25 protein-coding genes are annotated in these 25,828 nt (G+C 68.0%); 13 read left to right on the top strand and 12 right to left on the bottom strand.

All coding sequences use genetic code 11. From position 1 onward, the window contains the following. Window positions 1-54 precede the first annotated feature (54 nt). On the bottom strand, window positions 55-1,314 hold the full coding sequence (locus J7U37_RS13565) for an outer membrane beta-barrel protein (protein ID WP_247636051.1): 1,260 nt from the start codon (window positions 1,312-1,314) through the stop codon (window positions 55-57). Between the two features lie 346 nt (window positions 1,315-1,660). On the opposite strand from J7U37_RS13565, the gene J7U37_RS13560 reads away from it, so the two are divergent. Beyond that, window positions 1,661-2,491 carry an FkbM family methyltransferase gene (locus tag J7U37_RS13560; protein ID WP_247636050.1) on the top strand — a complete coding sequence of 277 codons (831 nt, stop codon included), beginning with the start codon at window positions 1,661-1,663 and terminating at the stop codon, window positions 2,489-2,491. A gap of 30 nt (window positions 2,492-2,521) precedes the next feature. Here J7U37_RS13560 and sfsA read toward each other — a convergent pair whose 3' ends face one another. Beyond that, window positions 2,522-3,244, bottom strand: a complete 723-nt coding sequence (sfsA, locus tag J7U37_RS13555) for a DNA/RNA nuclease SfsA (protein ID WP_247636064.1) — start codon at window positions 3,242-3,244, stop codon at window positions 2,522-2,524. 182 nt (window positions 3,245-3,426) lie between these two features. On the opposite strand from sfsA, the gene J7U37_RS13550 reads away from it, so the two are divergent. After that, a complete protein-coding gene (locus tag J7U37_RS13550; RefSeq protein ID WP_247636049.1) occupies window positions 3,427-4,302 on the top strand; it encodes a DUF937 domain-containing protein in 876 nt (291 codons plus the stop codon). Between the two features lie 25 nt (window positions 4,303-4,327). Here J7U37_RS13550 and J7U37_RS13545 read toward each other — a convergent pair whose 3' ends face one another. Both J7U37_RS13545 and J7U37_RS13540 read right to left on the bottom strand, forming a co-directional pair. Next, entirely contained in the window at window positions 4,328-4,543 is a 216-nt protein-coding gene (locus tag J7U37_RS13545; protein WP_247636048.1) for a Flp family type IVb pilin, read from the bottom strand. Window positions 4,544-4,773: 230 nt separating this feature from the next. Next, on the bottom strand, window positions 4,774-5,019 hold the full coding sequence (locus tag J7U37_RS13540; protein WP_247636047.1) for a DUF3072 domain-containing protein: 246 nt from the start codon (window positions 5,017-5,019) through the stop codon (window positions 4,774-4,776). Between the two features lie 335 nt (window positions 5,020-5,354). Here J7U37_RS13540 and J7U37_RS13535 point away from each other — a divergent pair, with 335 nt between their 5' ends. From J7U37_RS13535 to J7U37_RS13520, 4 genes are all read left to right on the top strand, one after another. Continuing rightward, the gene (locus tag J7U37_RS13535; protein ID WP_247636063.1) at window positions 5,355-5,864 is read left to right on the top strand and encodes a MarR family transcriptional regulator; all 510 of its coding nucleotides are present in this window, start codon (window positions 5,355-5,357) and stop codon (window positions 5,862-5,864) included. After that, window positions 5,864-6,586: a response regulator gene (locus J7U37_RS13530; RefSeq protein WP_056182895.1), complete on the top strand. Its 723-nt coding sequence runs from the start codon at window positions 5,864-5,866 to the stop codon at window positions 6,584-6,586. Before J7U37_RS13535 ends, J7U37_RS13530 begins: the two co-directional genes overlap by 1 nt. Window positions 6,587-6,591: 5 nt before the next feature. After that, window positions 6,592-7,998, top strand: coding sequence for an ATP-binding protein (locus J7U37_RS13525; RefSeq protein ID WP_056182891.1), 1,407 nt, complete (start codon window positions 6,592-6,594; stop codon window positions 7,996-7,998). Between the two features lie 149 nt (window positions 7,999-8,147). Next, complete coding sequence (locus tag J7U37_RS13520) at window positions 8,148-8,342, top strand: hypothetical protein (protein WP_056182889.1); 195 nt, start codon at window positions 8,148-8,150, stop codon at window positions 8,340-8,342. A gap of 110 nt (window positions 8,343-8,452) precedes the next feature. On the opposite strand, the gene J7U37_RS13515 is transcribed toward J7U37_RS13520, so the two are convergent. Next, the gene (locus J7U37_RS13515) at window positions 8,453-11,593 is read right to left on the bottom strand and encodes an efflux RND transporter permease subunit (RefSeq protein ID WP_247636046.1); all 3,141 of its coding nucleotides are present in this window, start codon (window positions 11,591-11,593) and stop codon (window positions 8,453-8,455) included. A gap of 12 nt (window positions 11,594-11,605) precedes the next feature. Then, window positions 11,606-12,772: an efflux RND transporter periplasmic adaptor subunit gene (locus tag J7U37_RS13510; RefSeq protein WP_247636062.1), complete on the bottom strand. Its 1,167-nt coding sequence runs from the start codon at window positions 12,770-12,772 to the stop codon at window positions 11,606-11,608. 253 nt (window positions 12,773-13,025) lie between these two features. Between J7U37_RS13510 and J7U37_RS13505 the strand changes: the two genes are divergently transcribed. Then, on the top strand, window positions 13,026-13,199 hold the full coding sequence (locus J7U37_RS13505; RefSeq protein WP_200935809.1) for a hypothetical protein: 174 nt from the start codon (window positions 13,026-13,028) through the stop codon (window positions 13,197-13,199). Window positions 13,200-13,327: 128 nt separating this feature from the next. On the opposite strand, the gene gmd is transcribed toward J7U37_RS13505, so the two are convergent. The 3 genes from gmd to J7U37_RS13490 all read right to left on the bottom strand — a co-directional run bounded on the left by gmd (window position 13,328) and on the right by J7U37_RS13490 (window position 16,402). Beyond that, window positions 13,328-14,404 carry a GDP-mannose 4,6-dehydratase gene (gene gmd, locus J7U37_RS13500; protein ID WP_247636045.1) on the bottom strand — a complete coding sequence of 359 codons (1,077 nt, stop codon included), beginning with the start codon at window positions 14,402-14,404 and terminating at the stop codon, window positions 13,328-13,330. Between the two features lie 51 nt (window positions 14,405-14,455). Further along, window positions 14,456-15,421 carry a GDP-L-fucose synthase gene (locus J7U37_RS13495; RefSeq protein ID WP_247636044.1) on the bottom strand — a complete coding sequence of 322 codons (966 nt, stop codon included), beginning with the start codon at window positions 15,419-15,421 and terminating at the stop codon, window positions 14,456-14,458. Between the two features lie 222 nt (window positions 15,422-15,643). After that, entirely contained in the window at window positions 15,644-16,402 is a 759-nt protein-coding gene (locus J7U37_RS13490; RefSeq protein ID WP_244476805.1) for a Crp/Fnr family transcriptional regulator, read from the bottom strand. 482 nt (window positions 16,403-16,884) lie between these two features. Between J7U37_RS13490 and J7U37_RS13485 the strand changes: the two genes are divergently transcribed. Next, window positions 16,885-17,595: a Crp/Fnr family transcriptional regulator gene (locus tag J7U37_RS13485; protein ID WP_082503671.1), complete on the top strand. Its 711-nt coding sequence runs from the start codon at window positions 16,885-16,887 to the stop codon at window positions 17,593-17,595. A gap of 435 nt (window positions 17,596-18,030) precedes the next feature. Continuing rightward, window positions 18,031-18,741 carry a sigma-70 family RNA polymerase sigma factor gene (locus tag J7U37_RS13480; protein ID WP_244476804.1) on the top strand — a complete coding sequence of 237 codons (711 nt, stop codon included), beginning with the start codon at window positions 18,031-18,033 and terminating at the stop codon, window positions 18,739-18,741. A 99-nt stretch (window positions 18,742-18,840) separates the two neighbouring features. Here J7U37_RS13480 and mgtE read toward each other — a convergent pair whose 3' ends face one another. After that, window positions 18,841-20,211 carry a magnesium transporter gene (gene mgtE, locus J7U37_RS13475; protein WP_056480409.1) on the bottom strand — a complete coding sequence of 457 codons (1,371 nt, stop codon included), beginning with the start codon at window positions 20,209-20,211 and terminating at the stop codon, window positions 18,841-18,843. A gap of 541 nt (window positions 20,212-20,752) precedes the next feature. On the opposite strand from mgtE, the gene pqqA (J7U37_RS13470) reads away from it, so the two are divergent. Together pqqA (J7U37_RS13470) and pqqA (J7U37_RS13465) are read left to right on the top strand one after the other, a co-directional pair. Beyond that, a complete protein-coding gene (gene pqqA, locus J7U37_RS13470) occupies window positions 20,753-20,842 on the top strand; it encodes a pyrroloquinoline quinone precursor peptide PqqA (protein ID WP_056182869.1) in 90 nt (29 codons plus the stop codon). Between the two features lie 78 nt (window positions 20,843-20,920). Beyond that, complete coding sequence (gene pqqA, locus J7U37_RS13465) at window positions 20,921-21,010, top strand: pyrroloquinoline quinone precursor peptide PqqA (RefSeq protein WP_056182869.1); 90 nt, start codon at window positions 20,921-20,923, stop codon at window positions 21,008-21,010. On the opposite strand, the gene J7U37_RS13460 is transcribed toward pqqA (J7U37_RS13465), so the two are convergent. Further along, complete coding sequence (locus tag J7U37_RS13460; RefSeq protein ID WP_247636043.1) at window positions 21,003-22,022, bottom strand: LysR family transcriptional regulator; 1,020 nt, start codon at window positions 22,020-22,022, stop codon at window positions 21,003-21,005. The genes pqqA (J7U37_RS13465) and J7U37_RS13460 overlap by 8 nt on opposite strands. A gap of 116 nt (window positions 22,023-22,138) precedes the next feature. On the opposite strand from J7U37_RS13460, the gene J7U37_RS13455 reads away from it, so the two are divergent. Continuing rightward, window positions 22,139-23,308 carry an MFS transporter gene (locus J7U37_RS13455; RefSeq protein ID WP_056182866.1) on the top strand — a complete coding sequence of 390 codons (1,170 nt, stop codon included), beginning with the start codon at window positions 22,139-22,141 and terminating at the stop codon, window positions 23,306-23,308. 22 nt (window positions 23,309-23,330) lie between these two features. Here the strand turns inward: J7U37_RS13455 and dinB are convergent, their stop codons facing one another. Then, on the bottom strand, window positions 23,331-24,419 hold the full coding sequence (gene dinB / locus J7U37_RS13450; RefSeq protein WP_247636042.1) for a DNA polymerase IV: 1,089 nt from the start codon (window positions 24,417-24,419) through the stop codon (window positions 23,331-23,333). 209 nt (window positions 24,420-24,628) lie between these two features. On the opposite strand from dinB, the gene J7U37_RS13445 reads away from it, so the two are divergent. Further along, window positions 24,629-25,783, top strand: coding sequence for a dimethylmenaquinone methyltransferase (locus J7U37_RS13445; RefSeq protein WP_247636041.1), 1,155 nt, complete (start codon window positions 24,629-24,631; stop codon window positions 25,781-25,783). The last annotated feature ends 45 nt before the right edge of the window (window positions 25,784-25,828 follow it).

Below are 25,828 nucleotides of genomic sequence, written 5' to 3'. Positions count from 1 at the left end.
GGCGGCAGGTTTCCCCTGCCGCCGCTTTTCGTCAGACCGGTCGGATCGCGAGGATCAGAAAGTGATACCGGTTTCGAGCATGTAGCGCTCCTGCGAGGTCTTCAGGCCGCTGCGGCCGAAGCCGAGGCCGGGGGTGATGTCGTAGAGCTGGACCGTCGAGAACTCACCGCGGACGAAGTAGCGGTCGAAGGTGAAGGTCGGGGTGACGGTGAAGGAGAAGGCCGAGCTGCCGGCACCGTAGAGGACCGACGTCTGCCCAAACGGGTTTCCACGGTTGCCGCTCTGGCTGATGTACTCGACGCGGCCGGCCAGGGCGAAGTTGTCGGTGAAGGCGTAGCTGGCGAGAAGTGCGCCGCCGATCGTCTCGGCACCGGCGAGGCCGAGCACCACGCTGCTCTCGACGTTGGTGTATTGGACGTAGGGCGTCACGATCCACGGACCGTCGGCATAGGTGTAGTTGGCGCTGATGATGCTGCTGTTCTGCAGAGCCGCCGGGGTGGCGTATTGGTAGCGCAGGCCGCGGCGGCCGAAGGGGTTGACGAAGTCGAAGTTGGTGTAGGTGGAGAAGTGGGTGCCGCCGTTGATGCCGACCGTGTTGGCGGCGTCGATCTTGTAGGTGATCGCACCCGTGACCCAGTTGATCTCACCCGAATAGAAGCCGTCCGTGGCAGCGAACGATGCCGCCCACGGACCGTCCGAGTAGTTCACCTGCACGCCCTGGTTGATCACGTTCTCCTGGTTGAAGAGGAGGCCGCGCGAGATGTTCAGGTTCTGGAAGGTGAACGGCAGCTCGGAGCCGATCAGGGTCGGCATGCGGCCGCCCTGGACCGACCAGTTGTCGTTGATCACGTACTTGCCGAACACGATCGGGGCGGGAGAGTACAGCAGATCGGTCTGATCGAAGGTGCCGTAGATCGGCAGACCGAGACCCGGGATCGAGTAGGCACCGAAGGCGGCATAGAACTGGAACGGCCCGTCAGCCTTCTGGATGAAGCCCATCAGGTTCGAGACGTCGACGCGGCCGGCGCGATCGCTCGGCAGAGGCGCGGGCGAGAACGTGTACTGGTTCGGCTGCGTGTAGAAGTAACCGGTCACCGCGCCGCCGACATAGATGTCGCCGAAGCCGCCAATGGTCAGGCAGGCCGGGTTCGGGTTCTGCTTGATGATGCCGCCATAGGCCGGGAAGGTGATTTCAGCCTTGCAGGACGCCGGGATCGGAGCCGGAGCTACGGGCGCCCTCAGATCGGCGGCGTAGGCACACACCGAGGAGAGAAGGATGGCCGTAAGAGCAAGGAGCGGTTGCTTGATGGTCATTGGGGAACTCTGAGGCGGGATCGATGTTGCATTGAACGTCTCAAAGTACCTGCGTCGCGGCAAAGCTATCCTTTGTGCATCCGCCTACTTTTGAGGCAGATTAGACCTGCGCGCCGCGGTTTGGGTCGTGGTGTTGCCACAATGGAACAGGTTGCGACTGGCCTCAGCCCGTCGGATCGCTCGTCGGTTGAGATGAACCGGTTCCGTCTCGCAGCGATGAGCCTCGATCACGGCTCGTGTCCGTCGCATCGCTGCGACCTCCTAGGGCGCTGCCACAGGTGCCGTTCGCCGCGCCGCGGGCGCCACCGCTTGCCGCCGTGCTCCCGCGCTGGCATCAGCAGGCGCGATGAAAGACTTCCAGCCCTTCGGCACCTACGCTCCCACCGGCCTCGTCGCGGGCATTGCCCGGCAGACGGGCCGGCTTTCCTATGGCAGCTGGGCGGGTCGGCGCCTCGCCCTTTTCCTCCGCCGCGTGGCGATCGGCCTGCTCCGCGGGGCGCCTCTCGATGTCGAGCGCTATGGCGCCCGCATGCGGCTCTACCCCTACAACAACAACTGCGAGAAGAAGGTGCTCTTCACGCCGCAATTCTTCGATCCGGAGGAGCGGGATTGTCTGCGTGCGAAGCTGCGGCCGGGCTGCACCTTCCTGGATATCGGGGCGAATATCGGCGCCTATGCGCTGTTCGTGGCCGCCTTCGCGGGGCCGCGCGCCCGCATCCTCGCCGTCGAGCCCCAGCCCGACGTGTTCGACCGCCTGACCTACAACATCGGTCAGAACCCGTTCGGGACGGTCAAGGCCGTGGCCTGCGCCGTCGCCGACAAGGCCGGCGAGTTGACCCTGTTCGTGGATCCGCGCAACCGGGGCGAATCGAGCCTGAAGATCGTCGGCACCAACGAGGGCGCTCAGATCCGCGTCCCGGCTCTGCCCCTGCTGGACCTCGCCCGCGGCGAGGGCATCGAGCGCATCGATGCCATGAAGCTCGACGTCGAGGGGGCGGAGGATCTGATCCTCGAGCCGTTCCTGCGCGCCGCCCCGGCCTCGCTCCATCCCGGGCTGCTCATCGTCGAGAACGGCATCGACCAGTGGCAGATCGACTTGCCCGCCCTGCTGGAACAGCACGGCTACCGCCGGATCGCCCAGACCCGCCTGAACCTCATCTTCGAGCGCACGCCCTGACGGCAGGGCCTTTTGCCCGGATGCGCCGCGCTACAGCACCGGAATGGCATCGGCCACGGTGATGCCGGCCGGGTCGATCCGGCAGCGATGGGCATGGACGGCGACACCCGCCGCACGGGCGGCCTGGAAGGCGCGGTCGAAGGCCGGATCGAGGTCGCGGGCGGTGTCGAAACGCTCGGCCCACATCTGCACCACGATGATGACCATGGCCCGGCCTCCGGCCTCCACCACGGCGGCCAGCTCGGCCATGTGTCGGGCGCTCCGGGCCGCGACGCAATCCGGAAACTCCGCCAGACCCGGCACCCGCATGAGGTGGCAGTTCTTCACCTCCACGTGGCAGGCCGGAACAGGAGCACCGGTGGGGCTCTCCCCGGAGGCCAGGAAGTCGACCCGGCTCGCGCGGCCGTAGCGGACTTCCGGGCGCAGCGCCGTGTAGCGGGCAAGCGGCGGCAGGGTCCCGTCGGCGAACGCCTCCGCCACCAGGGCGTTCGGCCGCATCGTGTTGATGCCGACCCATTGCGGCCCGCCCGGCAGGTCCGCCTCCACCAGCTCCCACGAGAAGGCGAGCTTGCGTGTCGGGCTGCGGGCCTCGGAGAGCAGGACCCGCGCGCCCGGCGCCGTGAGGCCCAGCATCGCTCCCGGATTGGCGCAGTGGGCCGTGACGATGCGCCCGTCCGCCAGCGCCATCTCGGCCAGAAAACGCTTGTAGCGACGCACGAGGCGCGCCTCGATCAGGGGCGCGGCGAAGCGCATCGGCGGGTCCGGGGTCACAAACAGGTTGATGTCCGCCCCCGTCACCCCGGAATCGGGCGGCGATGAGGCGTCCGGGCTGGTCAGTGCTGGCCGGATGCGACAGACTCCATCGGAGAGTCCCGCTCCATGGGACATTCCCGGATCGTCGTCCGGGATCGTCTGTGTTCGTCCGCGAGGCCGCCATGTTCAACCTGTTCGACATTCTCCAGGCGCAGGCGGGCGCCCAGACTCAGGGCTCGGCGATTCCGGGATTCGGGTTTCCGGGGGGGGGGCTGCAGAGCTTCGGGCCCCAATTCGGACTGTCGCAGGAACAGGGTCTGCGCGCCATGCAGGCCCTTCTGCCGGCCCTGACCATGGGGTTGCAGCGCAATGCGGCCCAGGACCCGATGGGCTTCGCCCAGATGTTCAACCTCGTCGGCCCTGCCGCGCCGCCGCCGCCGTCGCAGATGGACATGCTGGTCAAGCAGCTCTTCGGGTCGCCCCATCTCAGCCAGGCGGTGCTTCAGCAGGCGGCGACCGTGAGCGGAGTGGCGATGCCGGCCCTGAAGCAGATGCTGCCCGTCATGGCCGGCATGGTGGTGGCGGGCATCGTCCACGTGATGATCAATCAGGCGCCGCAGCCCGCGCCGGCGCCCCGTGCGATGCCCGATCCGTTCGGATTTTCGCCCAATGCCTGGTCCGACATGATGCAAGCCTTTCTGACGGGCGGTGGTCTGGGCGTGAGCGCTGCACCCGCACCCCGGACGCCACTTCGTCCGGCTCCGGCACGCATCCCGACAGCTGCGACCTCAACGACGCCTTCGGCGAAAACCTCCGCGAAGGCCCAGGCCAATGCAGAGAGCAAGCCCGGCGCAGATGCAGGCTTCGATCTAATGCAGCAGATGTTTCAGACCGGCCTGGAGGTGCAGCAGGAGAACGCGCGGGCGATGCAACGCCTGTTCGACACGTTCTGGCAGGCCCCGAAGAAAATCGACGCTGATTCTGCACCCCGCGAAACCTCCGTCTCCGGAGATCCTTCGAGGCCTGCCCCAAGGGCTGGGGGGCCAGGCCGCCGCTGAGGGCCGGTCGGCGGGATCAGGACGACTAGCTCACGAGCTTGCTGCCAATATAGGTGTACATCGCGGCGGTCTGGTCGGCCATGTAATGGATCGCCGTCACGATCGCTAGGAAGACCAAGCCCATAATTAGGCCGTACTCGATCGCCGTAGAACCGGTCGTATTCTTGAGGAAACGTCCGACGAGGGCGGAATTGGCAGTCCATGACCGCAGGCTGGCTCGTTTGGATACCAGATCGGTCATGGTCGCATCGTGTCTTTCGTCTGGCCTAGCCGGCTGATGGGTAAAGGGTCTTTCTTGCGGAGGCCTTAAGCTGATGGGCGAGCCCGGAGGTAAATTCCGAAAAATTCTTTCGGAAGGATTTTGCCGGTGGCGAAATCTTCGGCTGGCACCGGGTCTTCGGCTGGCACCGGGTCGTCGGGGGAATGCCCGCGACAGCCCGGTCCGTCCTGGGGGTCGCGGGTCGGCGCCCGTCAGGCCTTGCCGGATTCCTTCCGCAGCTCATCGATCCGCTGCGAAGCTTCGGCCTTGTCGAGGTCCGGGTCGAACGAGTCCGGCGACTTCGCCTCCTCCGACAGGGTCTTGAGATAGGAGGCCTGCGCGCCGGTCATCGGCTCGCCGCCAGTGGTCCACTGGCTCGGATCCTTGATCTGATTGGAGGTGTCCTTCGGGTCGGTTTTCGGGTTGGTGTCCGACTCGGCATGCTGGGTCTTGGCCATGGTGTGTTCCTCGAGTTCACGAAATGTTCTTGTGAACGCGGCGATCGCAGACGGGTTCCAGCGGTCTCGCGCTGCGGATCGCCGTGTCCCGTAGTCAAGTGTCCCAGGCAAGTGTCCCAGGCAAGTGTCCCAGGTCTCGGTGCAGGGTTCCACACGCTGATGCGGTGCTGTCCGGCCGAGCCTGGTTCGGCCAACGCGGGACGCCGGCCGGAATCGCCTGACGGATCCAGCCGGTGTTGTTCTCGACCAGGAGACTTGACGGTTCATCGGGGGGCTGGAACATGTCAACATCACTGACATAAATCGAGGTCGCCCCCGACGTGAGTGCCCCCGTGATGCGAGACGCCGATCCCGATGCAAAGCTGCCGACCCCAGGCTCCGGTGACGATCTGATCGAGCTCCTGTTCTTTGCCTACCGGGATTTCGTCGGTGATCCCGACCGCATCCTGGCCCAGTATGGCTTCGGGCGGGCGCACCATCGCGTGCTGCATTTCGTCGATCGCTATCCGGGTCTTACGATCGCCGAACTTCTGGATATCCTGCGCATCACCAAGCAGAGCCTCAATCGGGTGCTGAAGGATTTGATCGAGCAGGGCTACATCGCGCAGAAGACCGGCACGAACGATCGCCGCCAGCGCCTTCTGTTCTGCACCGCCGCCGGTGCCGACCTCGCGGGCGATCTCATCCGGCTGCAGAGCCGCCGGGTGGCACGGGCGCTGACGGATTCCGAGCATGGCGGCGAGCGGCCGCTCTCGGCCGAAAGCTTCCTGTTCGGCATGATCGAACCCGACGCGCGCGCGGCCGTCCGGCGCCTCATGGCGCGCCGCACCCGGAGCGCCGCCTGATGGCCGCGCCCAGCCCGCGCCTGGGCAGCGAACTGCCCGACCATGCGCCGCACATCCTGGTGGTCGACGACGACCGCCGCGTGCGCGAACTGCTGTCCCGTTTCCTCTACGAACAGGGATTTCGGGTGACGTCCGCCGGCAACGTCCCGGAGGCCCGGATCAAGGCACAGTGCTTCGTCTTCGACGCCCTGGTGCTCGACGTGATGATGCCGGGTGAGAGCGGCTTCGACTATGCCCGCGAAGTGCGCCAGACCTCGCGCGTCCCCATCCTGATGCTGACCGCCCGCTCGAACCCCAACGACCGGGTGATGGGTCTCGAGATCGGTGCCGACGACTATCTGCCCAAGCCTTTCGAGCCGCGCGAACTGATCCTGCGCCTGTCCAACATCATCAAGCGGCGCAGCGACGATGGCGGCCGGGCCCGGGGGCACGACACCGTGACCTTCGGCCCGTTCTCCTATCGCATCGACCGGGGCGAGCTGCGCCGCGAGGACGAGACCATCCGCATCACCGAGCGGGAGCGGGAAATCCTGACCATCCTGGCGCAGGCCGGTGGGGCCAACGTGGAGCGTGAGGCGCTGGCCGGGAGCGGGGGCCTCGCCGCCGAACGCAGCATCGATGTGCAGATCAACCGTCTGCGCCGGAAGACGGAGGTCGATCCGACCAATCCGCTGTTCCTGCAGACGGTGCGGGGCGTCGGTTACCGCCTCGCAATCGACTGATCCGCATGGCCGCCTCCGGCCTCCTGCAGCGCACCGCGACCCGTCTCGCCGCCCTGCCCCGCCCGGCCCGCCTGTGGCGGCTGCTCAGCCGCGCCATCGGCGACGTGCTGCCCAAGGGGCTCTATGCCCGCTCCCTGATCATCATCATCGCGCCCGTGGTGCTGCTCCAATCGGTGATCGCCTACACCTTCATGGAGCGGCACTGGCAGCTCGTGACGCGGCGTCTCTCCGCCGCCGTCACGGCCGATGTCGCCGCGCTGATCGACATCTACGAGAGCTATCCGCAGGACAAGGATTCCGAGACCCTGACCCGGATCGCTAACGACCGGCTCAACCTCGACGTCGACATCCTGAAAGGGGCCAAGCTCCCGCCGGCGGGGCCGCGCCCGTTCTTCTCGATCCTCGACGAAGCCCTCTCCGACGAGATCCGGCGCCAGATCCGCCGGCCCTACTGGATCGATACGGTGGGCCGCTCCAGCCTCATCGAGATCCGAGTGGCGATCCCCGACGGGGTGATGCGCGTCACCGCCCGGCGCAGCATGGCCTATGCCTCGAATTCGCACATCTTCCTGCTGTGGATGAGTGGATCGTCGCTGGTGCTGCTCGGCGTCGCCATCCTGTTCCTGCGCAACCAGATCAAGCCGATCCTGCGTCTCGCCGCCGTGGCCGAGAGCTTCGGCAAGGGTCGTGAGATCGAGTTCCGGCCGCGCGGCGCCCGCGAGGTCCGTCAGGCGGGCCATGCCTTCATCGAGATGAAGCGACGCATCGAGCGGGCGATGGAGCAGCGCACGACCATGCTCAACGGGGTCAGCCACGACCTGCGCACCATCATCACGCGCTTCAAGCTTTCCCTCGCGCTGGTCGAGCAGACCCCGGAGGTCGAGGACCTGCAGCGCGACGTCGACGAGATGAGCCGGATGCTGGAGGCTTATCTCGCCTTCGCGCGCGGCGATTCGGGCGAGGCGGCGGTGCCGACCGACATGCGCGCCCTGCTGGAGGACCTGCGCACCGATGTGGAGCGCCTCGGCGCCCATGTGGACGCGGTGGAAATGGACGATCACCCGGACGTGACGTCCTTCCACGTGACGCTTCGGCCGGACGCGATGCGGCGCTGCCTGTTCAACCTCGCCGCCAACGCAGCCCGCTACGGCGACACCGTGCTGATCACGGGCCGGCGCGAGCACCGGGCCTTTCTGGTCTCCATCGACGATGACGGACCGGGCATTCCCGCCGATCAGCGGGAGGAGGTGTTCAAGCCCTTCGTGCGCCTCGACGACGCGCGCCAGGATGCCGGCGGGTCCGGGCTCGGCCTCTCCATCGCCCGCGACATCGCCCGCGCCCACGGCGGAGACGTCGCCCTGCACGACAGTCCGCTCGGCGGTCTGCGGGCGACCGTGCGAATTCCCGCCTGACCGGGCTTCTTCGTTCGTGCCGTAGCGTCTCGGTCCCGCAGGAGCTTGGCCAGACGATCTTGGCGCGCACCGCCCCGCGATGCTATGGGGAAGGCAGTGAACGCCACACGGTCCGGTGAACCGGGTCCGACAGAGGTTGAGAGACCCGCATGAACAACCCGCTGACCCCCCTCCTGATTCTCCTGCTCCTGCCGATCACCGCCATCGGCGCCGTGCTGTATACGGATGCGGGCATCGAGCCGGCCCTGTTCTACGCCACTGTGAAGACCTTCGTGGTGCTGTTCATCGTCGCCGGCGGCCTCTGCTTCGCCGCAAGCCGCCTCGCGGCCCGCACCGAGGGCTGAAGCTTTCGGGTTCGCGGCAGCGAACCTGTTCGCGACACTGACGAAAACGCCCGGGCCGAGAGGTCCGGGCGTTTTCGTTCAGGGGCCATCCCGGCGTCGCTGGCCTCGCCCTACTCCGCCGCGATGCGGGGCTGGAACGGCTTCGGGTCGTTGGCCGAGGGCGTCGCCGGCAGCGCGAAGGCGCCTTCCGTCGGCTCGTCCACCGCGCCGATGAAGCGGCCGAAGACACGCACGAACAGGCGCGACAGGTCGTCCACCAGGATGAAGATCGCCGGCACGAAGATCAGCGACAGGCCGGTGGAGACGATGAGGCCGCCGATCACCGCGATCGCCATCGGCGCCCGGAACTCGCCGCCGATGCCGAGGGCCATGGCGGAGGGCACCATGCCGGCCGCCATCGCGATGGTGGTCATCACGATCGGCCGGGCGCGCTTGCGGCCCGCATCGACGATCGCGGTGACGCGGTCGACCCCGCGCGCCATCTCCTCGACGGCGAAGTCCACCAGCATGATGGCGTTCTTGGTCACCACGCCCATCAGCATGAGGATGCCGATCACCACCGGCATCGAGATCGGCTTGTTGAAGATCAGCAGGCCCAGGATGGCGCCGCCGATGGAGAGCGGCAGCGAGAACAGGATGGTCAGCGGCTGCAGGAAGTTGCCGAACAGCAGCACGAGCACGCCGAACACCATCATCAGGCCGGCGCCCATGGCGAGGGCAAAGCCTTCGAACACCTCGCCCATCACTTCGGCGTCGCCGGTCTGCCGGATGGTCACGCCGGGCGGAAGGTCCTTCGCGGTGGGAAGGTCGAGGATCGCGGCGATGAGCGAGCCCAGGGCATCGGACCCCTCCATGTCGGCTTCCAGCGCCACCCGGATGGCGCGGTCGTAGCGGTCGATCGCGGTGGGGCCGCGCCCGAGGCTGAGATCCGCCACCGTGGAGAGCGGCACCGCCCCCCCGCCCTTCACCGGGACCTTGAGGGTTTCGAGCTGCGAGAGGTCGCCGCGCAGGCGTTCGGGCAGTTGCACGCGGATCGGCACCTGCCGGTCGATGGTGTTGAACTTGGCGAGATTCGCACCGATGTCGCCGATGGTGCCCACCCGCACGGTCTCGGCGATGAGATCGGTGGAGACGCCGAGTTCGGCCGCGACGCCGGGCTTCGGGCGGATGCGGATCTCGGTGCGGTCGAGGGGCGCCGTCGAGAGCACGTTGACGAGGTGGGGAACGCGCGCCGCCTCGCGCTGAAGCTTGGCCGCCGTATCGGCCACCACGGTCTTGTCCGGGCCGGAAACGATCAGGGTGACGTCGCGCTGGCCGCCCTCGCGCAGGGCCCAGAACCGGATGTCGGGCTCCTCGTGCAGGATCGCCCGCACGGCGGTATCGACCTGCTTCTGGGTGCGGTGGCGGGTGTTCTTCGGGGTGAGATTGATGGTGAAGGTGGCGAGCCGCACCTCCTTCTTCCCCGGCAATTGGCGGCCGCCGTCGATGAAGACGCTGCGTACCTCCGGCAGGGCGCGGATGCGTTCCACCAGGCTGTCGGTGACCCGCGTGGTGTCGGCGAGGCGCGCGCCGGGCGGCAACTCGACCACGAAGATGGTGCGGGCCGCGTCCTCCGCCGGCAGGAAGCCCGCCGGCAGCAGCCCGGTCGACAGGATCGACCCGGCAAAGCAGGCCAAACCGAGCACCAGTGTGATGAACTTGTGGCGCACCGACCAGGCGACCACGCGGGTGTAGCCGCGCATGACGGGCCCGTCCCGCGTCAGGTCGGGGCCGTGGTCGCGCAGGAAATACGCGGCGAGCAGAGGCGTGATCAGGCGCGCCACTAGGAGCGACATGAACACCGCCGCCGCGATGGTCAGGCCGAACTGCTTGAAATACTGTCCGGCGATGCCGCTCATGAACGAGACGGGCGCGAAGATCGCCATGATCGTCGCCGTGATGGCGATGACGGCGAGCCCGATCTCGTCGGCGGCTTCCAGGGCGGCGCGGTAGGGCGACTTGCCCATGCGCATGTGCCGGACGATGTTCTCGATCTCCACGATGGCATCGTCGACGAGGATGCCGGTCACCAGCGTGATGGCGAGCAGGCTGACGGCGTTCAGGGAGAAACCGAGGGTACTCATCACCCAGAAGGTCGGCAGCACCGAGAGCGGGAGCGCGATCGAGGCGATCAGGGTCGCGCGCCAGTCGCGCAGGAACAGGAACACCACGATCACCGCCAGGGCGGCGCCCTCAACGAGGCTCAGCATCGCCGAGTGGTAATTGCCCACCGTGTTGATGACGGAGGTGTCGATCAGGTCGAAGCGCACGCCCGGGTAGCGGCTCCCGAGTTCCGCGATGCGCTTGGCCACGCCGACCGCGACTTCGGCGTCGCTGGCGCCGGTGGAGCGCGAGATCGCGAAGGCGACGACCGGCTCGCCGTTGAAGCGGGCGAAGGTGCGGGGCTCCTCCGAGCCGTCGACCAGGGTGGCGAGTTCGTCGAGGCGCACCTTGCGGCCGCCGGGCACGATGATCGAGGTCTCCGCCAGGGTGTCGAGGCTGGCGGCACCCGCCAGGGTCCGGATCGACTGCTCCTGGCCACCGAGTTCGCCACGCCCGCCGGCCATGTCGGCGGCGGTGAGGCGCAGTTGCCGATTGACGTCGGCCGCCGTGATGCCGAGGGCCAGCAGGCGGTCGGGCTTCAGGGTCACCCGGACCTCGCGGGCGACGCCGCCGAGGCGCTCGACGCCGCCGACGCCCTTCACGCTCTGGACTTGCCGGGCGATGACGTCGTCGATGAGCCAGGACAGGTCCTCCGGGGTCATCGCGGGCGCCGAGGCGCCGTAGATCATGATGGGAAGGCCCGCGATCTCGACGCGGTTGATGATCGGCTCCTCGATGGTGCGGGGCAGGTTCACCCGGACCTTCGAGAGGGCGTCCTTGACGTCGTTGACCGCCCGGTCGCTGTTCACCTCCAGGCGGAACTCGATGGTGGTGCTGGAGACGCCTTCCGAGATCGTCGAGATGACGTGCTTGACGCCCTTCACCCCCGCCACCGCGTCCTCGACCACCTTGGTGACCTGAGTCTGCAGCTCGGACGGGGCCGCCCCCGATTGCAGGACCTGGACCGACACGATCGGGATGTCGATGTTGGGGAAGCGCGTGATCGGCAGGGCGCGGAAGCTGACCAGCCCGAGGACGACCAGCACCAGGAAGAGGACGAGCGAGGGGATCGGTTTGCGGATCGCCCAGGCCGAGATGTTCAACCGCATGGGATGGTCCGATCAGCGGGGAGCGGCATCGGCCGCCTTCAGGGGCGGGACGACGGCCCGGACGCGATCCCCGTCGCGCAGGAAGCTGCTGGCGCGGGCCACCACCGCCTCGTCCGCCTGCACGCCGGAGCGGATCTCCATGAAGCCCTCGGCCGCGAGGCCCGGAACGATGCGGCGCGCTTCGACGTGGTCTTTCGCCACCACGAAGACGCTCGCGGCACCATCGGCGGCGTAGAGCACCGCCGAGAGCGGCACGGCGACGCCGGTTCGGCGGGCGACCTCGACCTTGCCGCGCGCGAAGGCGCCGATGCGCAGGGTGGGGTCGGGATCGAGGCTGATGCGGACGCGGCCGAGGCGGGTGGCGCGGTCGATCTCCGGATCGATGCGGCGGACGCGGCCCCGCAGGGTCCGGCCCTCGTCCCAATCGAGCTGGACCGGGTCGCCCACATGCAGGCGCGGCATCCAGGCCTCGGGAATCTCTCCCTCGAGCTCGATCTCGCCGCGGGCGATCAGCCGGAACATCGGCTCACCGGCTGCCGTGGCGGTGGCACCGACCCGCGCGGTGCGCCGGCTGACGATCCCCGCCTCGGGGGCCCGGATCTCGGTGCGGGCGCGGCGCAGGGCGATCTCGGCGCCCTGCGCCCGCGCGGTTTCGAGATCGGCTTGGGCGAGCTGAAGGCCGCCGCGGGCGGCGGCGAGACGGCCCTCGTTGCCCTGTGCGGTCGAGATGCGCTGTTCCAAGGTTACGGCGGTGGCGTTGCCGGTGCGGACGAGGCTGCGGGTGCGCTCGAGCGCCAGGTTCGCCTCCACCTGCGCGGCCTCGGCCTGAACGATCTGGCTGCGGGCCTGGATGATCGCGGCCTGCGCCTTGGCCAGGGTGGCGACATTGGCGGCTTCCTGGGTCACGATCATCTCGAGGGAGAGGCGGGCCAGGGGCTGGCCGTGCGCCACCTGCGCGCCCTCCTCCACCAGCAATTCGGTGATGCGGGTGCCCTCGATCTCCGGAGCCACCAGGATTTCGTCGCGGGGCACCAGGGTTCCGGTGACCACCGCGCGCTCGATCACCGCGCGCTCCACGGCTGCGACCACCGTGACGGCCGGTGCCACCGCGGCGGGCTCCGGCACGGAGGCGGGCTCGGCGGCCCAGGCCCTGCCACCTGTCGCGAACGCGCCAGCCATGAGGGAAGCGGCGAGAGCGAAGGCGAAGCGGGATCCGGGACCGCACATCGGGGAGCGAAGGGGCTGCATGACTCGCTCGGCGACGACGGGAGGCCGATGTCTGGTGCAGGAGGCCGGCGTTTTCATGGCGTATCCCCGGGCACGGCCGATCGCGGCGCCGACGAGCGGTCGGGGAGCAAGAAACCCTGCAACTTTTCGCCAGGCATCACGTTGGGAGAAGGATAGACTTTTCCCCCGCGAGGGTTAACCAATCATGAGCATCTTCGAAGTCCGTCAGCAGACCAATGGCGCCGTTCTGTGGACCGGCAGTGCCCTCGACGCGAGTTCGGCCCTGGACGCGATGGCGCGCGAGGCCGGGTATTCCGACTACACGGCTCTGCCGGAGACGATCCGCTCGGCCTGCCCGGTGGCCCGCGCCATCGACTGATTCGCCGCCGGATGACCGTTTCAAGCCCGGTCGTCTCCAAGCCCGGTCGACCATCAGCGAAACGCCCTCCCGTCCGATCGGACAGGAGGGCGTTTCGCGTTGGACAAGCAGATTCGGGACGTCGTCCCTCAGTGGTTGGCCTGGGCGGCGGCGAGGTCGGCGCGCACCATCTCGTCGACGAGGTCCGGGAAGGTGACGGTGTGGGTCCAGCCGAGCTTCTCGCGGGCCTTGGTGGGGTCGCCCAGAAGCTGGTCGACCTCCGTCGGCCGGAAATACACCGGATCGATCTTGACCAGCACCTGGCCGGTCTTGGCGTCGAGGCCCTGCTCGTCGACGCCTTCCCCGCTCCAGACCAGCGTCCGGCCGACCACCGCGAAGGAGCGCTCGACGAATTCGCGCACCGAGTGCATCTCGCCGGTGGCCAGCACGTAATCGTCCGGCACCTCCTGCTGGAGGATGCGCCACATGCCCTCGACGTAGTCGCGGGCATGGCCCCAGTCGCGCATGGCATCGAGGTTGCCGAGATACAGCGTCGGTTGCCGGCCGACCTCGATCGCCGCGACCGCGCGGGTGATCTTGCGGGTGACGAAAGTCTCGCCCCGGGTCGGGCTCTCGTGATTGAACAGGATGCCGTTCGAGGCGTGCATGCCGTAGGCCTCGCGGTAGTTCACCGCGATCCAGTAGGCGTAGAGCTTGGCCACCGCGTAGGGGCTGCGCGGATAGAACGGGGTCGTCTCGCGCTGGGGCACCTCCTGGACCTTGCCGTAGAGCTCGGACGTCGAGGCCTGGTAGAAGCGCGTCTTCTCGCTCAGGCCCAGGATGCGGATCGCCTCCAGCAGGCGAAGGGTGCCGATGGCATCGGAATTGGCGGTGTATTCCGGGGTCTCGAAGCTGACCTGGACGTGGCTCTGGGCACCGAGGTTGTAGACCTCGTCCGGCAGGGTTTCCTGCATGATGCGGATCAGGTTGGTGGCGTCGGTCAGCTCGCCGTAATGCATGTGGAAGTCGGTCCGCGCGAAGCGGGGATCGTCGTAGAGATGGTCCACGCGTCCGGTGTTGAAGGACGACGAGCGGCGCTTGATGCCGTGGACGATGTAGCCCTTCGCGAGCAGCAGGGCGGCGAGATAGCCGCCATCCTGTCCTGTGACGCCCGTGATCAAAGCTGTTTTCTGCGTCGTGGACACGCTTTTCTGCGTCGTGGACATGCGTCGCTCCTTAGGGCGTCGGGAGGGGAATGAGGCGCGCGGCCGGCCGGGTCAGGCCTCGGGGTGATGGTGGCGGAACCACGCATAGGCCTCCGCGATCCCGTCGCGCAGGCCGATCCGCGGCCGCCAGCCGAGGGCCTCGAGGCGGGAGGTGTCGAGGCGCTTGCGCGGGGTGCCGTCGGGCTTGGTGGTGTCGAAGTCCAGTTGCCCCTGCCAGTCGAGGACGTCCGCGATGGTCTCGGCCAGCGCCCGGATGGTGACTTCCTGGCCCGAGCCGACATTGACCGGACCGTCGCCCGAATACGACCGCATCAGGAAGATGCAGGCATCGGCCAGATCGTCGACGTGGAGGAACTCGCGGAACGGGGTTCCGGTGCCCCAAAGCGTGATGCGGTCGCGGGCGTCGCGCCGGGCCTCGTGCACCTTGCGCAGGAGGGCGGGCAGGACGTGGCTGCCCTGGGGATCGTAATTGTCGCCCGGCCCGTACAGGTTGGTCGGCATGGCCGAGATGAAGTCGGCCCCGTGCTGGCGGCGATAGGCCTGGCACAGCTTCAATCCGGCGATCTTGGCGATGGCGTACCATTCGTTGGTGGGCTCGAGCGGCCCGGTGAGAAGCGCGTCCTCGGTCATCGGCTGGGCCGCCATCTTCGGATAGATGCAGGAGGAGCCGAGGAAGAGCAGCTTCTCGACGCCGACCGCATGGGCGCTCTGGATCAGATTGGCCTCGATCATGAGGTTGTCGTAGAGGAAGTCGGCCGGATAGGTGTCGTTGGCCACGATCCCGCCGACCTTGGCGGCGGCCAGGATCAGGGCCTGCGGCCGCTCCGCCGCCATCCAGGCCTCGACCTCGGCCTGGCGCCGCAGATCGACACGGTCCCGCCCGAGGGTCAGGATGGTGCAGTTCTCCGAGGCGAGCCGGCGCACCAGCGCCGCACCCACCATGCCCCGATGCCCCGCGACCAGGACGCGCTTGCCGGTGAGATCGTAGGACCCGGACCGTTCGGTGGATGACGTCATCGGATGACCAGATCCTTGAGCCCGGCATCCGGCCGGGCCTTCGCCCGCGCCTTCCGGCTTCCTGCAGATCGGACCGCGATAGCAGAGACGGGGCGCTTCGGAAATCGGGCCCCTGGACGGTGGTTCAGGTCGGCACACGGCCCGCAGGAGAAAGGCCCGCAGGAGAAAGGCACGGCTGCAACCGGCTGTTGCGGGCGGCCCCGCCCGGCCGCACGAGGCCCTTCAGGGCAGCCCGACCGTTTCGAGCGACAGGTACCGTGGATTGAAGCCGCTGAGGGTGACCAGTCGTGGCACGTTCCGGATCGTCAGGAGACGGGACCGCAGCTCGATGAGGCCCTGGCGCTTCAGGTCCTGGAGCGTGCGATTGACGTGAACGGTGGAGAGTCCGGTCGTCTCGGCCAGATCAAGCTGCGACACCGGCAGATCGTAGCTGTCGCCGCGCGTCAGCCCGATCGCCCGCAAGCGCAGGAGCAGTTCCAGGAACAGGTGGGCGATGCGCTCGATCGCGGAGCGGGACCCGACATTGACCAGCCACTCGCGCGCGGTCGCGTCGTCGACCAGCGTCGCCCGACGCATCGCCCGGATCAGCGACGGCTGATTCACGATGAGGTCCTGGAGGGTATCGAGTTCGATCCGGGCCACGCGGCAGCTGGAGAGGGTGCTGATCGCATGATCCCGGCGCGTCAGCAGGCCGACATCGACGTCGCAGAAATCACCCGGCACCAGATAGGCGAGGATCTGACGCGCACCGCTGCTTCGGACCTTGTAGCGGCAGGCCATGCCCTCGAGGAAGACGAAGAGGCAGTTCGGAATTTCGCCTTCGTGGGCGAGATCCGTCCGCGGGGCGACCAGGCTGGCCTCGGCGGCGAGACGGGTCAGCAGGTCCCGTTCGGGCTCCGCAAGAGGTCCGAAGCGCTCGAGTTTATGGATGAGCGGTCGAACCGCGCGGCTTTCCACTTCGGAGCCGGCGTCGAGGACCAATCCCGTCCTGCGTGATGCCGGCCTCATCGACCCGCACGCAACGCATGCGAGGAAGCAAGGTGATGGATGCTCACGCTCCACTTCGCATGACCTGTCACTATTGCTTGATCCTCGGCCCGTTCATCCTGCCCATGGGCCGACTAGCGCGTCCTATCGCCGAGAGCCGGGCAAGGAGAGGCGACGCTCAGCGCATCGTTCCCTTGCATCGGCAGGCGCAAGCGTCTTCCAGCATCGACCAAGCCAGGGATTTCCCACGAATTTGCCCCAGCTTCCTGGCTTATAAATCCGAATTTGCTGGGTTGAACACCGGTCTTCGGCTTCGGTGTGGTGCCCGACACTTGGCGAATGTCGACTACCCGACAGACGTCTTTGCGGGCTTGCCTTTGTCTCGCATCGTACAGATAGTCGGGGATCGCTTGTATATATTCCTGTGTATGGGTTCACGAGAGACTATTTGTGCTCTTGCCCCAAGGGACAAGGCCGTGTCGCTGCTAGAGCAATCTGCCGTTCGTAACCGTTTGCTCAAACGTCTCGCGCCAAGCGATTTCGCGTTGCTTCAGCCGCATCTGCGCTCGCTTCCGACGGAGTTGCGCCAGGGGTTGATCCAGCCGCATCAGCCGATCCGGGACCTCTTCTTCCCGGAGGCGGGCTATGCTTCGATCACCACGTCGGGGAACAGCAAGGTCGAGGTCGGCATCATCGGGCCCGAGGGTGTGGTGGGAGCCGCGCCGGTGCTGCTCGGCAGCGACCGCACGCCCTACGATCACTTCGTGCAGAATGCCGGCGAGATGATCGCCATCGGGGCCGCGGAGCTGACCTCGGCCACCGAGCGCAGCATGACCCTGCGCAAGCTGCTGCTGCGCTTCGTCCAGACGCTGCTGGTTCAGACGGCGCAGACGGCCTTCGCCAATGCCAGCTACAACATCGAGGTCCGGCTCGCCCGCTGGCTCCTGATGTGCCACGACCGGGTCATCGGCGACGAGCTCACCGTGACCCATGACTTCCTGTCATTCATGCTTGGCGTCCAGCGCACGACGGTGACGCTGGCGCTGCAGATGCTCGAGGGCAACCGCCTGATCAAGGCCCGCCGCGGCCGCATCGAGGTGCTCGACCGGGCCGGTCTGCTGGCGGTCGCGGGCGACAGCTACGGCGTGCCCGAGGCCGAATACATCCGGCTGATCGACGAAGCCTGATCTCGACGGGCCAGCCGGCAGGGCCGGCACCCACCAGTCACCACCCCCACGCTGTCGTGCTCCCGGACGTCGATGAGCTCGGCGCTTTCGGCAGTGAACACGTGCCGCGTGCGCCGGTTGACCGACTACGCATCATGCGTTCCTCCCCAGACTTGGCCCGCCCGGCTTCGGCCGCGGCGGGCTTTTTGCGGCTTTGTTCCATGAGGAAACTAAATAATCTTCGCTGTATCCAATGACTTTGGCACGGAATGGTACGGAAACGTGCCGTAGATCTACGAAAGTCTTCCCATTAACCTGTGTTGATGCGAGTGTGTTCCTGGTTTTGCACACTCTCGGCAACTGAAGGGAACCGGCCAGTTGCTGGCCTTTATCGTTCCCAGTTGCCCGAGAAGAGACTGGATGACAGCGCAATCCGCATCCGATGTACCGACTCGCTTGACCTCGAATGAGGCGCCGCAGATCGCGCCGTCGATCCGACGATCCCTCGGCCAGCATCTGCGCGAGACCTACGCCTCTCTGGAGGACGAGCAGCCCGACCGGTTCGACGTCCTCCTCGCCCGCCTCGAGGCGGTGCTGGCGGCCCGGGGCGAGTCGCTCACAGCGGAGGTGCGTCAGGGTCTGCAGGATCACGCGGCGGGGCTGCGCAAATACGCCCTTTCCCTGACCCGTGACGCCGCGCGCGCCGACGATCTGGTGCAGGACACGATGCTGCGGGCCTGGATGTACCGCGAGAGCTTCACGCCCGGCACCAACGTCTGCGGCTGGCTCACCATCATCATGCGCAACACGTTCTATTCAGGCCAGCGCAAGCGGGTCCACGAGGTCGAGGATGGCGACGGCAGTTACGCCGCCCAGCTGGTCACTCTGCCGGCGCAGGGTGGAATCCTCGACCTGGAGGATGTCAACGCCGCCATCGGGCGCCTGTCGAGCACCCTGCGGCAGGCGCTGACCCTGGTGGCCATCGATAATATGACCTACGACGAGGCCGCCGCCGTGATGGGCTGCAAGATCGGCACGGTGAAGAGCCGGGTCTGGCGTGCCCGCGAAAGCCTCGCGGCCCTGGTGGGCTATTCCGCCAACGAGATCGGTCCCGACCGCCTGGCCAATTCGGTGCTGAGCGACGTCAGTCTGCGGCCCCGGGTCTGAGGCCCGCGTCCGAACCCTGCGGCCGAACCCCGCCTGTCGCGACGGACGCAGTCGGATGCCGGCCTTCCGAACGGGATCGGCCGGCCCACCCGGTCGACCCTACAGCAGCGTTCCGCGCAGGATCAGCATCGCCACCGAGAAGTAGATGACGAGCCCGGTCACATCGACCAGCGTGGCCACGAAGGGCGCCGAGGCGGTGGCGGGATCGAAACCGAGTCGCTGAAGCAGGAACGGCAGCATTGAGCCGGTGAGCGAGCCGAAGGTGACGATGCCGACGAGCGCCGCTCCGACCGTGGCGGCCACCAGCATCCAGTGCTCGCCGTAATCGTACAATCCGATCTTCTGCCACATCACGATACGGATGATGCCGATCGCCCCGAGGATCATGCCGAGCACGAGGCCGGTGGGCAGTTCGCGCAGGGCCACCCGCCACCAGTCGCGCAGGCGCACCTCGTGCAGCGCCAGGGCACGGATGAGAAGCGACGTCGCCTGGCTGCCGGAATTGCCGCCCGAACTCATGATCAGGGGGATGAACAAGGTCAGCACGATGGCCTTTTCGAGCTCGCCCTCGAAGCCCTGCATTGCCGTGGCGGTCATCATCTCGCCGAGGAACAGGGCGCAGAGCCACCCGGCCCGCTTCCGGATCATCGTGCCGAAGCCGATATCCATGTAGGGCTCGGGCAGTGCCTCCATGCCGCCGAAGCGCTGCACGTCCTGGGTCTGCTTCTCCACCATGGCGTCGATCATGTCGTCGACCGTGACGATGCCGATGACGTGGCCGACCGCGTCGATCACCGGCAGGGCCAGGAGGTCGTATTTCGAGATCAGGCGGGCGGCCTCCTCGCGGCTGGCCGTCGGCGACACCGCCAGCGGGCGCCGGTTCGGCGCCACCGAGAGCACGTTGTCGCCCGGATCGCCCGAGATCAGCCGGCGCAGGGGTACGGCCTTGGTCAGGGCGCGGGTGCGCGGATCGAGGACGAAGATCGCGTAGATGGTCTCGCGCGTCTTCTCCACGTGCCGGACGTGGTCGAGAGTCTGCTGCACGGTCCAGTTGCCCGGCACGGCGACGAATTCGGTCGTCATCAGCGAGCCGACCGTCTCCTCGCCATAGGCGCTCAGATGGTCGACGGCGCCGCGGGTCTCCGCGTCCAGCCGGGCGCGCAGGTCCGAGCGTCCGGGCTCCTCGATCTCCCGGAACAGGTCGGTGATCCGGTCCGCCGACATGCCCGACAGGTAGGAGGCGACGCGGTCGCGCGGCAGCATCTCGATGATGTCGGCCGCGCAATCGAGTTCCGGCTGGTCGAGCACCTCGATCGCGCGCTCCAGCGGCAGGCCCAGCAGGATGGCGGCGGCGACCTCGGGAGCTTCCTCGTTCAGGGCCTCGACGATGTCGGGCGCACGCTCGTCGGAGAGGCGGGCGGCGAGGACCGCCGGGTCGATGCCGGCCGGGAAGGGGGCGATCTCGTTCATGGGCTCACCTCGCAGGGGCGCGCGATCCGGCCGTGAACGGCCGTCCGCATCGGGCACCCGCGCCCGGTCAGCGGGGCGTCAGGCGCGAGGGGCGGAGGCGGCCGGGCACGGCGCGGGCGATCGTTCGGGACTGTCGCTGGGCATTGGATTCGTCGAGAGGGAGCCGAGGGGCGCGCCGCACGTTGTGAAACACCAGGGAATCACGCGCGGAACCGCTCGGCGGCGCGTGAGTGCGCCTCCCCTCCCCGGGGCGTCAAGCCGAATCCGACCGGGCCGGGATCTTTCCCCCGGCGGAGCGGGTTGGATCCCGCCCCGTCGCCAGCGCGCGATCTCCGAGGCGGATCGCACGCGAGACACGCGCGGGTTCCAATCCAGCACCATATCGCCGGTTCGAGCCTCGGACGGCGTAGAGTTTCCGCTGAAACCCAGGGTTGGACCCGCGATATCCGCCAACCCTATGAGAAATATAAGTGTAGCGTCCACTTGTATTGTGCCCAACCCAACGGCATATCAAGGGCGTCGAGCACGAAGGAGTTATCCCATGAAGTGGTCCGCCCCCATCGTTTCCGAGATCTGCGTCGGCATGGAAGTCACCAGCTACGAGTCCGCCGAGATCGATCCCTTCAACTAAGGCCCGGCCTGAGTTCGAAGACGCGTCGAACCTGTCGGGTTCGGCTCTTTCCAACCATAACCAACCAGGAGTGACGTCATGAAGTGGTCCGCCCCCATCGTTTCCGAGATCTGCGTCGGCATGGAAGTCACCAGCTACGAGTCCGCCGAGATCGATCCCTTCAACTAAGGGAGATCGCGTGCCCCGTTCGCGGGGCCTGCCGATCCGAGGGGGTGCTATCCGAAAGGGTAGCGCCCCTTTCGTTTGCGCCGTCCTCCTGCGGGGTGCCCTCCGCCCCGGTCGGCGCCCGCAGCATCTCCGCCAGGAAGTCGATGAGGACCCGGATGCGGGCCGGCATCGCGGCGCCGCCGACGAAGACCGCGTGAATGGCCTCTCGGTCCTGCGGATTGTAGGGCTCCAGCAACGGCACCAGGCGACCGCTCGCAAGATCGTCGACGATATGGAAATGGCCGACGCGGGTGATGCCGATCCCGTCGAGGGTGAGTTGCACCAGCGTCTCGCCGTTATTCGCGGTCATGTTGCCGCCGACCGCCAACAGGTAATCGCGCCCCGCCTCGCGGAACGGCCAGCCGGGCTCGGCGCGGCGGAAATTGAAATCCAGGCAATTGTGCCGTGCGAGATCGGCCGGAACGACCGGCACCCCGGCACGCGCCAGATAGGCGGGCGAGGCCACGATCGTGCGGCCCGTCTCGCCCAGCCGTCGCGCCGTGAGCGGGCTGTCGGGCAGGGTTCCGAAGCGGATCGCCACGTCGGCCCGTCCGCCGAGGATGTCGGCGATCTGGTCGCTGAGATCGATGTCGACGGAGATCCCGGGATAGCGCCTCACGAACTCCGCCAGCAGCGGCACGATCACCAGCCGGCCATGGGCCGAGGCGGTGCTGATCCGAACCCGGCCGCGGGGCGAGGCCTGATCGGCGATGGCGCTCTCGCTCTCCTGGATGTCGGCGAGGATGCGCCGCGCCGCCCGGGCATAGCTCTCGCCCTCGGCGGTGAGGCGCAGGGTACGGGTGGTCCGCACGATCAGCCGGACGCCGAGGCGGGTTTCGAGGCGCGCCACGATGCGGCTGACGGCCGAGGCGGTCAGTCCCAGCGTGCGAGCGGCGGCGGACAGGCTGCCGTCTCGCGCCACCGCGAGGAACGTCGCCATCTCCCCCGTACGATCGATTTTGTCGCGCTGCATTCGTGCTCCTGACGCACAGATGTCGATCCGGAAACGGGACTACCGCCCTGTCCCGGATGGTATCATGTGCATGTCCGGAACAACTGCTCAAAAACCCCGTGCCGGGACGTCATGCCATGACCCTCCATCCATCCCTGCTGGCCCTGGCCATCGGTGCCTTCGGCATCGGCGTCACAGAGTTCACCCCGATGGGTATGCTGCCGCTGATCGCGAGCGATCTCGGGGTCTCGATCCCGACGGCGGGGCTGCTGGTCAGCGCCTATGCGCTCGGCGTCCTGATCGGGGCACCGCTGATGACCCTGGGCTTCGCCCGGATGCCGCGACGCGCCCTTCTGGTCGGCCTCATGGGGATCTTCACCCTGGGCAACCTGCTCTCGGCGCTCGCCGACAGCTACACGATGCTGCTCGGCGCCCGGATCGTCACCTCGTTCAATCATGGAGCCTTCTTCGGCATCGGCTCGGTGGTGGCGGCCGGCCTCGTGCCGCCCGAGCGTCGCGCGGCCGCCGTCGCGGCGATGTTCTCAGGCCTGACCATCGCGACCATCGGGGGCGTGCCGCTCGCCGCCTGGGTCGGCGAGGCACTGGGCTGGCGCGCGGCCTTCTGGGGCATCGCCGGCATCGGCGTGATCGCGATGGTGTCGCTGCGGCTGGCCCTGCCGCCGCTGCCCGTCGCGGACGCGCCCGACATGGGTTCGGAACTGCGCGTCGTCGCCCGCGCCCCGGTCCTCGCCGCCCTGGCCCTCACGGTGCTGGGGTCGAGCGCGATGTTCACGGTCTTCACCTACATCGTCCCGATCCTGCGCATCGAGGCGGGGGCGGGTGCCGCCTTCGTCAGCGCCATGCTGGTGATCTACGGCGTCGGACTGACGGTCGGGAACTGGGCCGGCGGCCGTCTGGCCGACCGCTCTGTGGACGGCACCATCATGGCGTCGCTGCTGGCGCTGATTGTCCTGCTCCTGCTGTTCGCGCCCGGCATGACCTCGCGGCTGAGCGCGGCGCCGCTGATCTTCCTGTGGGGCATCGCGAGCTTCGCCCTGGTGCCGCCCCTGCAGATGCGGGTGATGGCCGAGGCGGATCGCGCCCCCAACCTCGCCTCGGCGCTGAACATCGGCGCCTTCAATCTCGGCAACGCGATCGGTGCGGCCCTCGGCGGCGGCGTGATCGATCTCGGCTGGGGCTATCCGGCGGTCTCGGTCGCGGGAGCCGCGATGGCGGCGCTCGGCCTCGCGCTGATCGTCGTCCTGCGGCGCGGCCGGCGCATCGCCGTGGCGACGGCCTGCCCGTGAAGCCGGCCTGCCGACGCACGCCTCAGAGGCCGAGCCCGAGCTGTCGCGGCTCCGGAGCCGGTCCGTGCTCCAGGGCCGAGAGCGAGACGCCGAGCAGGCGGACGCTGCGCCGGAGCGGAAACAGGTCGCGCAGGAGCACCCGCACGATCTCTTCCAACGAGGCGCGGTCGGCGACGAAGCCCGCCAGCGAGCGGGCGCGGGTGATCTGCTCGAAATCCGCGAACTTCACCTTCAGGGTCACGGTACGGGCGCGGACCTCCTTGGCGGCGGCCGCCCCCCAGACCTTGTCGAGCAGGGGGACGAGGCGGCCCGCGAGCACGTCGTAATCCGCCGAATCCTCCGAAAAGGTGTTCTCCGCCCCGATCGATTTGCGCACCCGGTTCACCCGCACGGGCCGTTCGTCGATCCCGCGCGAGACGCCGTAGTAATAGGGGGCGGCGGCGCCGAACCGCGTCGTCAGGGCGTCGAGGCTCAGGGCGCGGAGGTCTCGCCCGGTCAGGATGCCGAGCGCCTTCATGCGCGCCTCGGTGACCGGGCCGATCCCGTGGAAGCGCCCGATGGCCAGGTCCTCGACGAAGCCGGGCCCCATCGCGGGGGTGATGACGAAGAGGGCATCGGGCTTGCGGAAGTCGGACGCCACCTTGGCCAGGAACTTGTTGTAGGAGACGCCCGCCGAGGCGACGAGCCCGGTCTGGGCGCGGATCGAGGCCCGGATCGCGCGAGCCACCGCGGTGGCGGTGGGCAGCCCCTGCCGGTTTCGCGTCACGTCGAGATAGGCCTCGTCGAGGGCGACCGGCTCGATCAGGTCGGTATGCTCGGCAAAGACCGCCCGGATCTGCTCCGAGATACCGCGGTAGACCTCGAAGCGCGGCTTGACGAAGACGAGGTCGGGACAGAGCCGGCGCGCCGTCACCGAGGGCATGGCCGAGCGTACCCCGAAGGCCCGCGCCTCGTAGCTCGCCGCCGCCACCACGCCGCGCTCGCGCGATCCCCCCACCGCCACCGGGCGTCCTCGCAGGGCGGGATCGTCACGCTGTTCCACGGAGGCGTAGAACGCGTCCATGTCGATGTGGATGATCTTGCGGATCGCGCCCGCCTCGCCCGGGTCCATCGCGGACGCCCCTCCCGATCGTTTCGCCCGTGTTCGTGGTCTGTTCGCAGAATCCCGGTCTCGGCGCCGGAATCAAGCCCGGTGGCGTTCCGATCCACGGCGTAACCGACGCAGCGCCTGCGGGGGCTCGCCGCCGGCCGAGGGCTGCCGCATAAGGGCGGCCAGGACAGCCGAAGCGCCGGCTTCGCGATTCGCCCGAGGACAGGTTCTTGAACATCACCCAGATCACCCACCACGACCTCGACGGCTACGGTGCCTCGACCGTCGCGGGCCAGTTCGTCGACGTCGCCCGCATCGTCCACGTGCCGCGCTATTCCGATGTCGGCCCCGTGGTCGAGACCGAGCTGAAGCGCCTCGGCAAGGTGGCGGTGCCGGAGATGATCCTGATGACCGACCTCGGCCTCGAGGCGGTGGCCGTCACCTTCATCCGCAACTTCGCCGCCCTCAACCGTCGCCGCGAGCCGGAGGCCCGCCACAAGCTGATCGTGCTCGATCACCACGCCTCGTCGGTCGACCAGATGCGGGCGCAGGATCTCGCGCCGCAGGCCGATGCCGAGGTGCCGGGCCTACTGCGCTTCGATCTCGAAGACCCCGACGTCGTTGTGCTGATCGACGAGACCCGCTGCGCCACCCGCATGGCCTACGAGCACCGGGCGCTCTACGCGGCCCGCGAGACCGGCGAGGACCCGATCCTCGGCGCGCTGGTGACGGCGGTCGATGCCGTCGATCTCTGGCGCAAGGACCGTCCCGAGTTCCGCATCGGCCTCAGCCTCGACGAGGTGTTCTGGGACAACGTCTCGAACCTGGTGCCGATCGGCCATCCCTGGCACGACCGCTTCGTCGGCGACCTCCTCCTCGGGGTGGCGCGCCTCCTCGGCGACGGCGCCACCCCGGCCGTCATCGAGGGGCAGGTGCCCGCCCTGCGCAAGGCCATCCTCGACGCCTATCTGGCCGATGCGCCCGACGACGACCGCAGCCTCACCACCCGCATGCGAATCGCCCGGGTGCTGGCCCGTTCGGACCTGTTCCACCCCCTGTCGGACGGCACGCTGATGTCCTTCGGGCTCGATTCCGGCACCTTCCAGCGCGTCTCCGACCTCATCATGGAGAGCGGCCGGGCCAAGCGCGTCCTCAACGTGCAGCGGGCGGGCACCATGTCGTTCCGCTCGAACAACGAGACCGCCCTCGACGGCGCCCGGCGCTTCCGCGGCGGCGGCCACAAGGATGCGGCCGGCGGCAAGCTGACCAGCGGCTCGGCCTTCTCCCTGGCGGACGCCATCGCGCAGGTCGAACCGGTGCTCAATCCGCCGGCTGCCGATCCCGCGCTCAGCCCCTTCGGGGCCTTGAAGAACTGGAAGGGCTGAGCCGGCGGGACACGCGCCTCGGGCGATTTCTGTCCGGGCGACATC

It is taken from the genome of Methylobacterium sp. 37f (assembly GCF_023093475.1).
GTDB lineage: Bacteria > Pseudomonadota > Alphaproteobacteria > Rhizobiales > Beijerinckiaceae > Methylobacterium.
Note: the sequence above shows the minus strand (reverse complement) of the source record. Positions and strands in the feature narration are given on the sequence as shown.

What these genes read in the sequence shown, in the direction of transcription:
- J7U37_RS13495 (WP_247636044.1), bottom strand. Translation starts at nt 15,421, where the DNA reads ATGACGTCATCCACCGAACGGTCCGGGTCCTACGATCTCACCGGCAAG.
- J7U37_RS13565 (WP_247636051.1), bottom strand. Translation starts at nt 1,314, where the DNA reads ATGACCATCAAGCAACCGCTCCTTGCTCTTACGGCCATCCTTCTCTCC.
- J7U37_RS13525 (WP_056182891.1), top strand. Translation starts at nt 6,592, where the DNA reads ATGGCCGCCTCCGGCCTCCTGCAGCGCACCGCGACCCGTCTCGCCGCC.
- pqqA (WP_056182869.1), top strand. Translation starts at nt 20,921, where the DNA reads ATGAAGTGGTCCGCCCCCATCGTTTCCGAGATCTGCGTCGGCATGGAA.
- J7U37_RS13520 (WP_056182889.1), top strand. Translation starts at nt 8,148, where the DNA reads ATGAACAACCCGCTGACCCCCCTCCTGATTCTCCTGCTCCTGCCGATC.
- pqqA (WP_056182869.1), top strand. Translation starts at nt 20,753, where the DNA reads ATGAAGTGGTCCGCCCCCATCGTTTCCGAGATCTGCGTCGGCATGGAA.
- sfsA (WP_247636064.1), bottom strand. Translation starts at nt 3,244, where the DNA reads ATGCGCTTCGCCGCGCCCCTGATCGAGGCGCGCCTCGTGCGTCGCTAC.
- mgtE (WP_056480409.1), bottom strand. Translation starts at nt 20,211, where the DNA reads ATGAACGAGATCGCCCCCTTCCCGGCCGGCATCGACCCGGCGGTCCTC.
- J7U37_RS13540 (WP_247636047.1), bottom strand. Translation starts at nt 5,019, where the DNA reads ATGGCCAAGACCCAGCATGCCGAGTCGGACACCAACCCGAAAACCGAC.
- gmd (WP_247636045.1), bottom strand. Translation starts at nt 14,404, where the DNA reads ATGTCCACGACGCAGAAAAGCGTGTCCACGACGCAGAAAACAGCTTTG.
- J7U37_RS13545 (WP_247636048.1), bottom strand. Translation starts at nt 4,543, where the DNA reads ATGACCGATCTGGTATCCAAACGAGCCAGCCTGCGGTCATGGACTGCC.
- J7U37_RS13560 (WP_247636050.1), top strand. Translation starts at nt 1,661, where the DNA reads ATGAAAGACTTCCAGCCCTTCGGCACCTACGCTCCCACCGGCCTCGTC.
- J7U37_RS13455 (WP_056182866.1), top strand. Translation starts at nt 22,139, where the DNA reads ATGACCCTCCATCCATCCCTGCTGGCCCTGGCCATCGGTGCCTTCGGC.
- J7U37_RS13535 (WP_247636063.1), top strand. Translation starts at nt 5,355, where the DNA reads ATGCGAGACGCCGATCCCGATGCAAAGCTGCCGACCCCAGGCTCCGGT.
- J7U37_RS13530 (WP_056182895.1), top strand. Translation starts at nt 5,864, where the DNA reads ATGGCCGCGCCCAGCCCGCGCCTGGGCAGCGAACTGCCCGACCATGCG.
- J7U37_RS13515 (WP_247636046.1), bottom strand. Translation starts at nt 11,593, where the DNA reads ATGCGGTTGAACATCTCGGCCTGGGCGATCCGCAAACCGATCCCCTCG.
- J7U37_RS13460 (WP_247636043.1), bottom strand. Translation starts at nt 22,022, where the DNA reads ATGCAGCGCGACAAAATCGATCGTACGGGGGAGATGGCGACGTTCCTC.
- J7U37_RS13505 (WP_200935809.1), top strand. Translation starts at nt 13,026, where the DNA reads ATGAGCATCTTCGAAGTCCGTCAGCAGACCAATGGCGCCGTTCTGTGG.
- J7U37_RS13550 (WP_247636049.1), top strand. Translation starts at nt 3,427, where the DNA reads ATGTTCAACCTGTTCGACATTCTCCAGGCGCAGGCGGGCGCCCAGACT.
- J7U37_RS13510 (WP_247636062.1), bottom strand. Translation starts at nt 12,772, where the DNA reads ATGGCTGGCGCGTTCGCGACAGGTGGCAGGGCCTGGGCCGCCGAGCCC.
- dinB (WP_247636042.1), bottom strand. Translation starts at nt 24,419, where the DNA reads ATGGACCCGGGCGAGGCGGGCGCGATCCGCAAGATCATCCACATCGAC.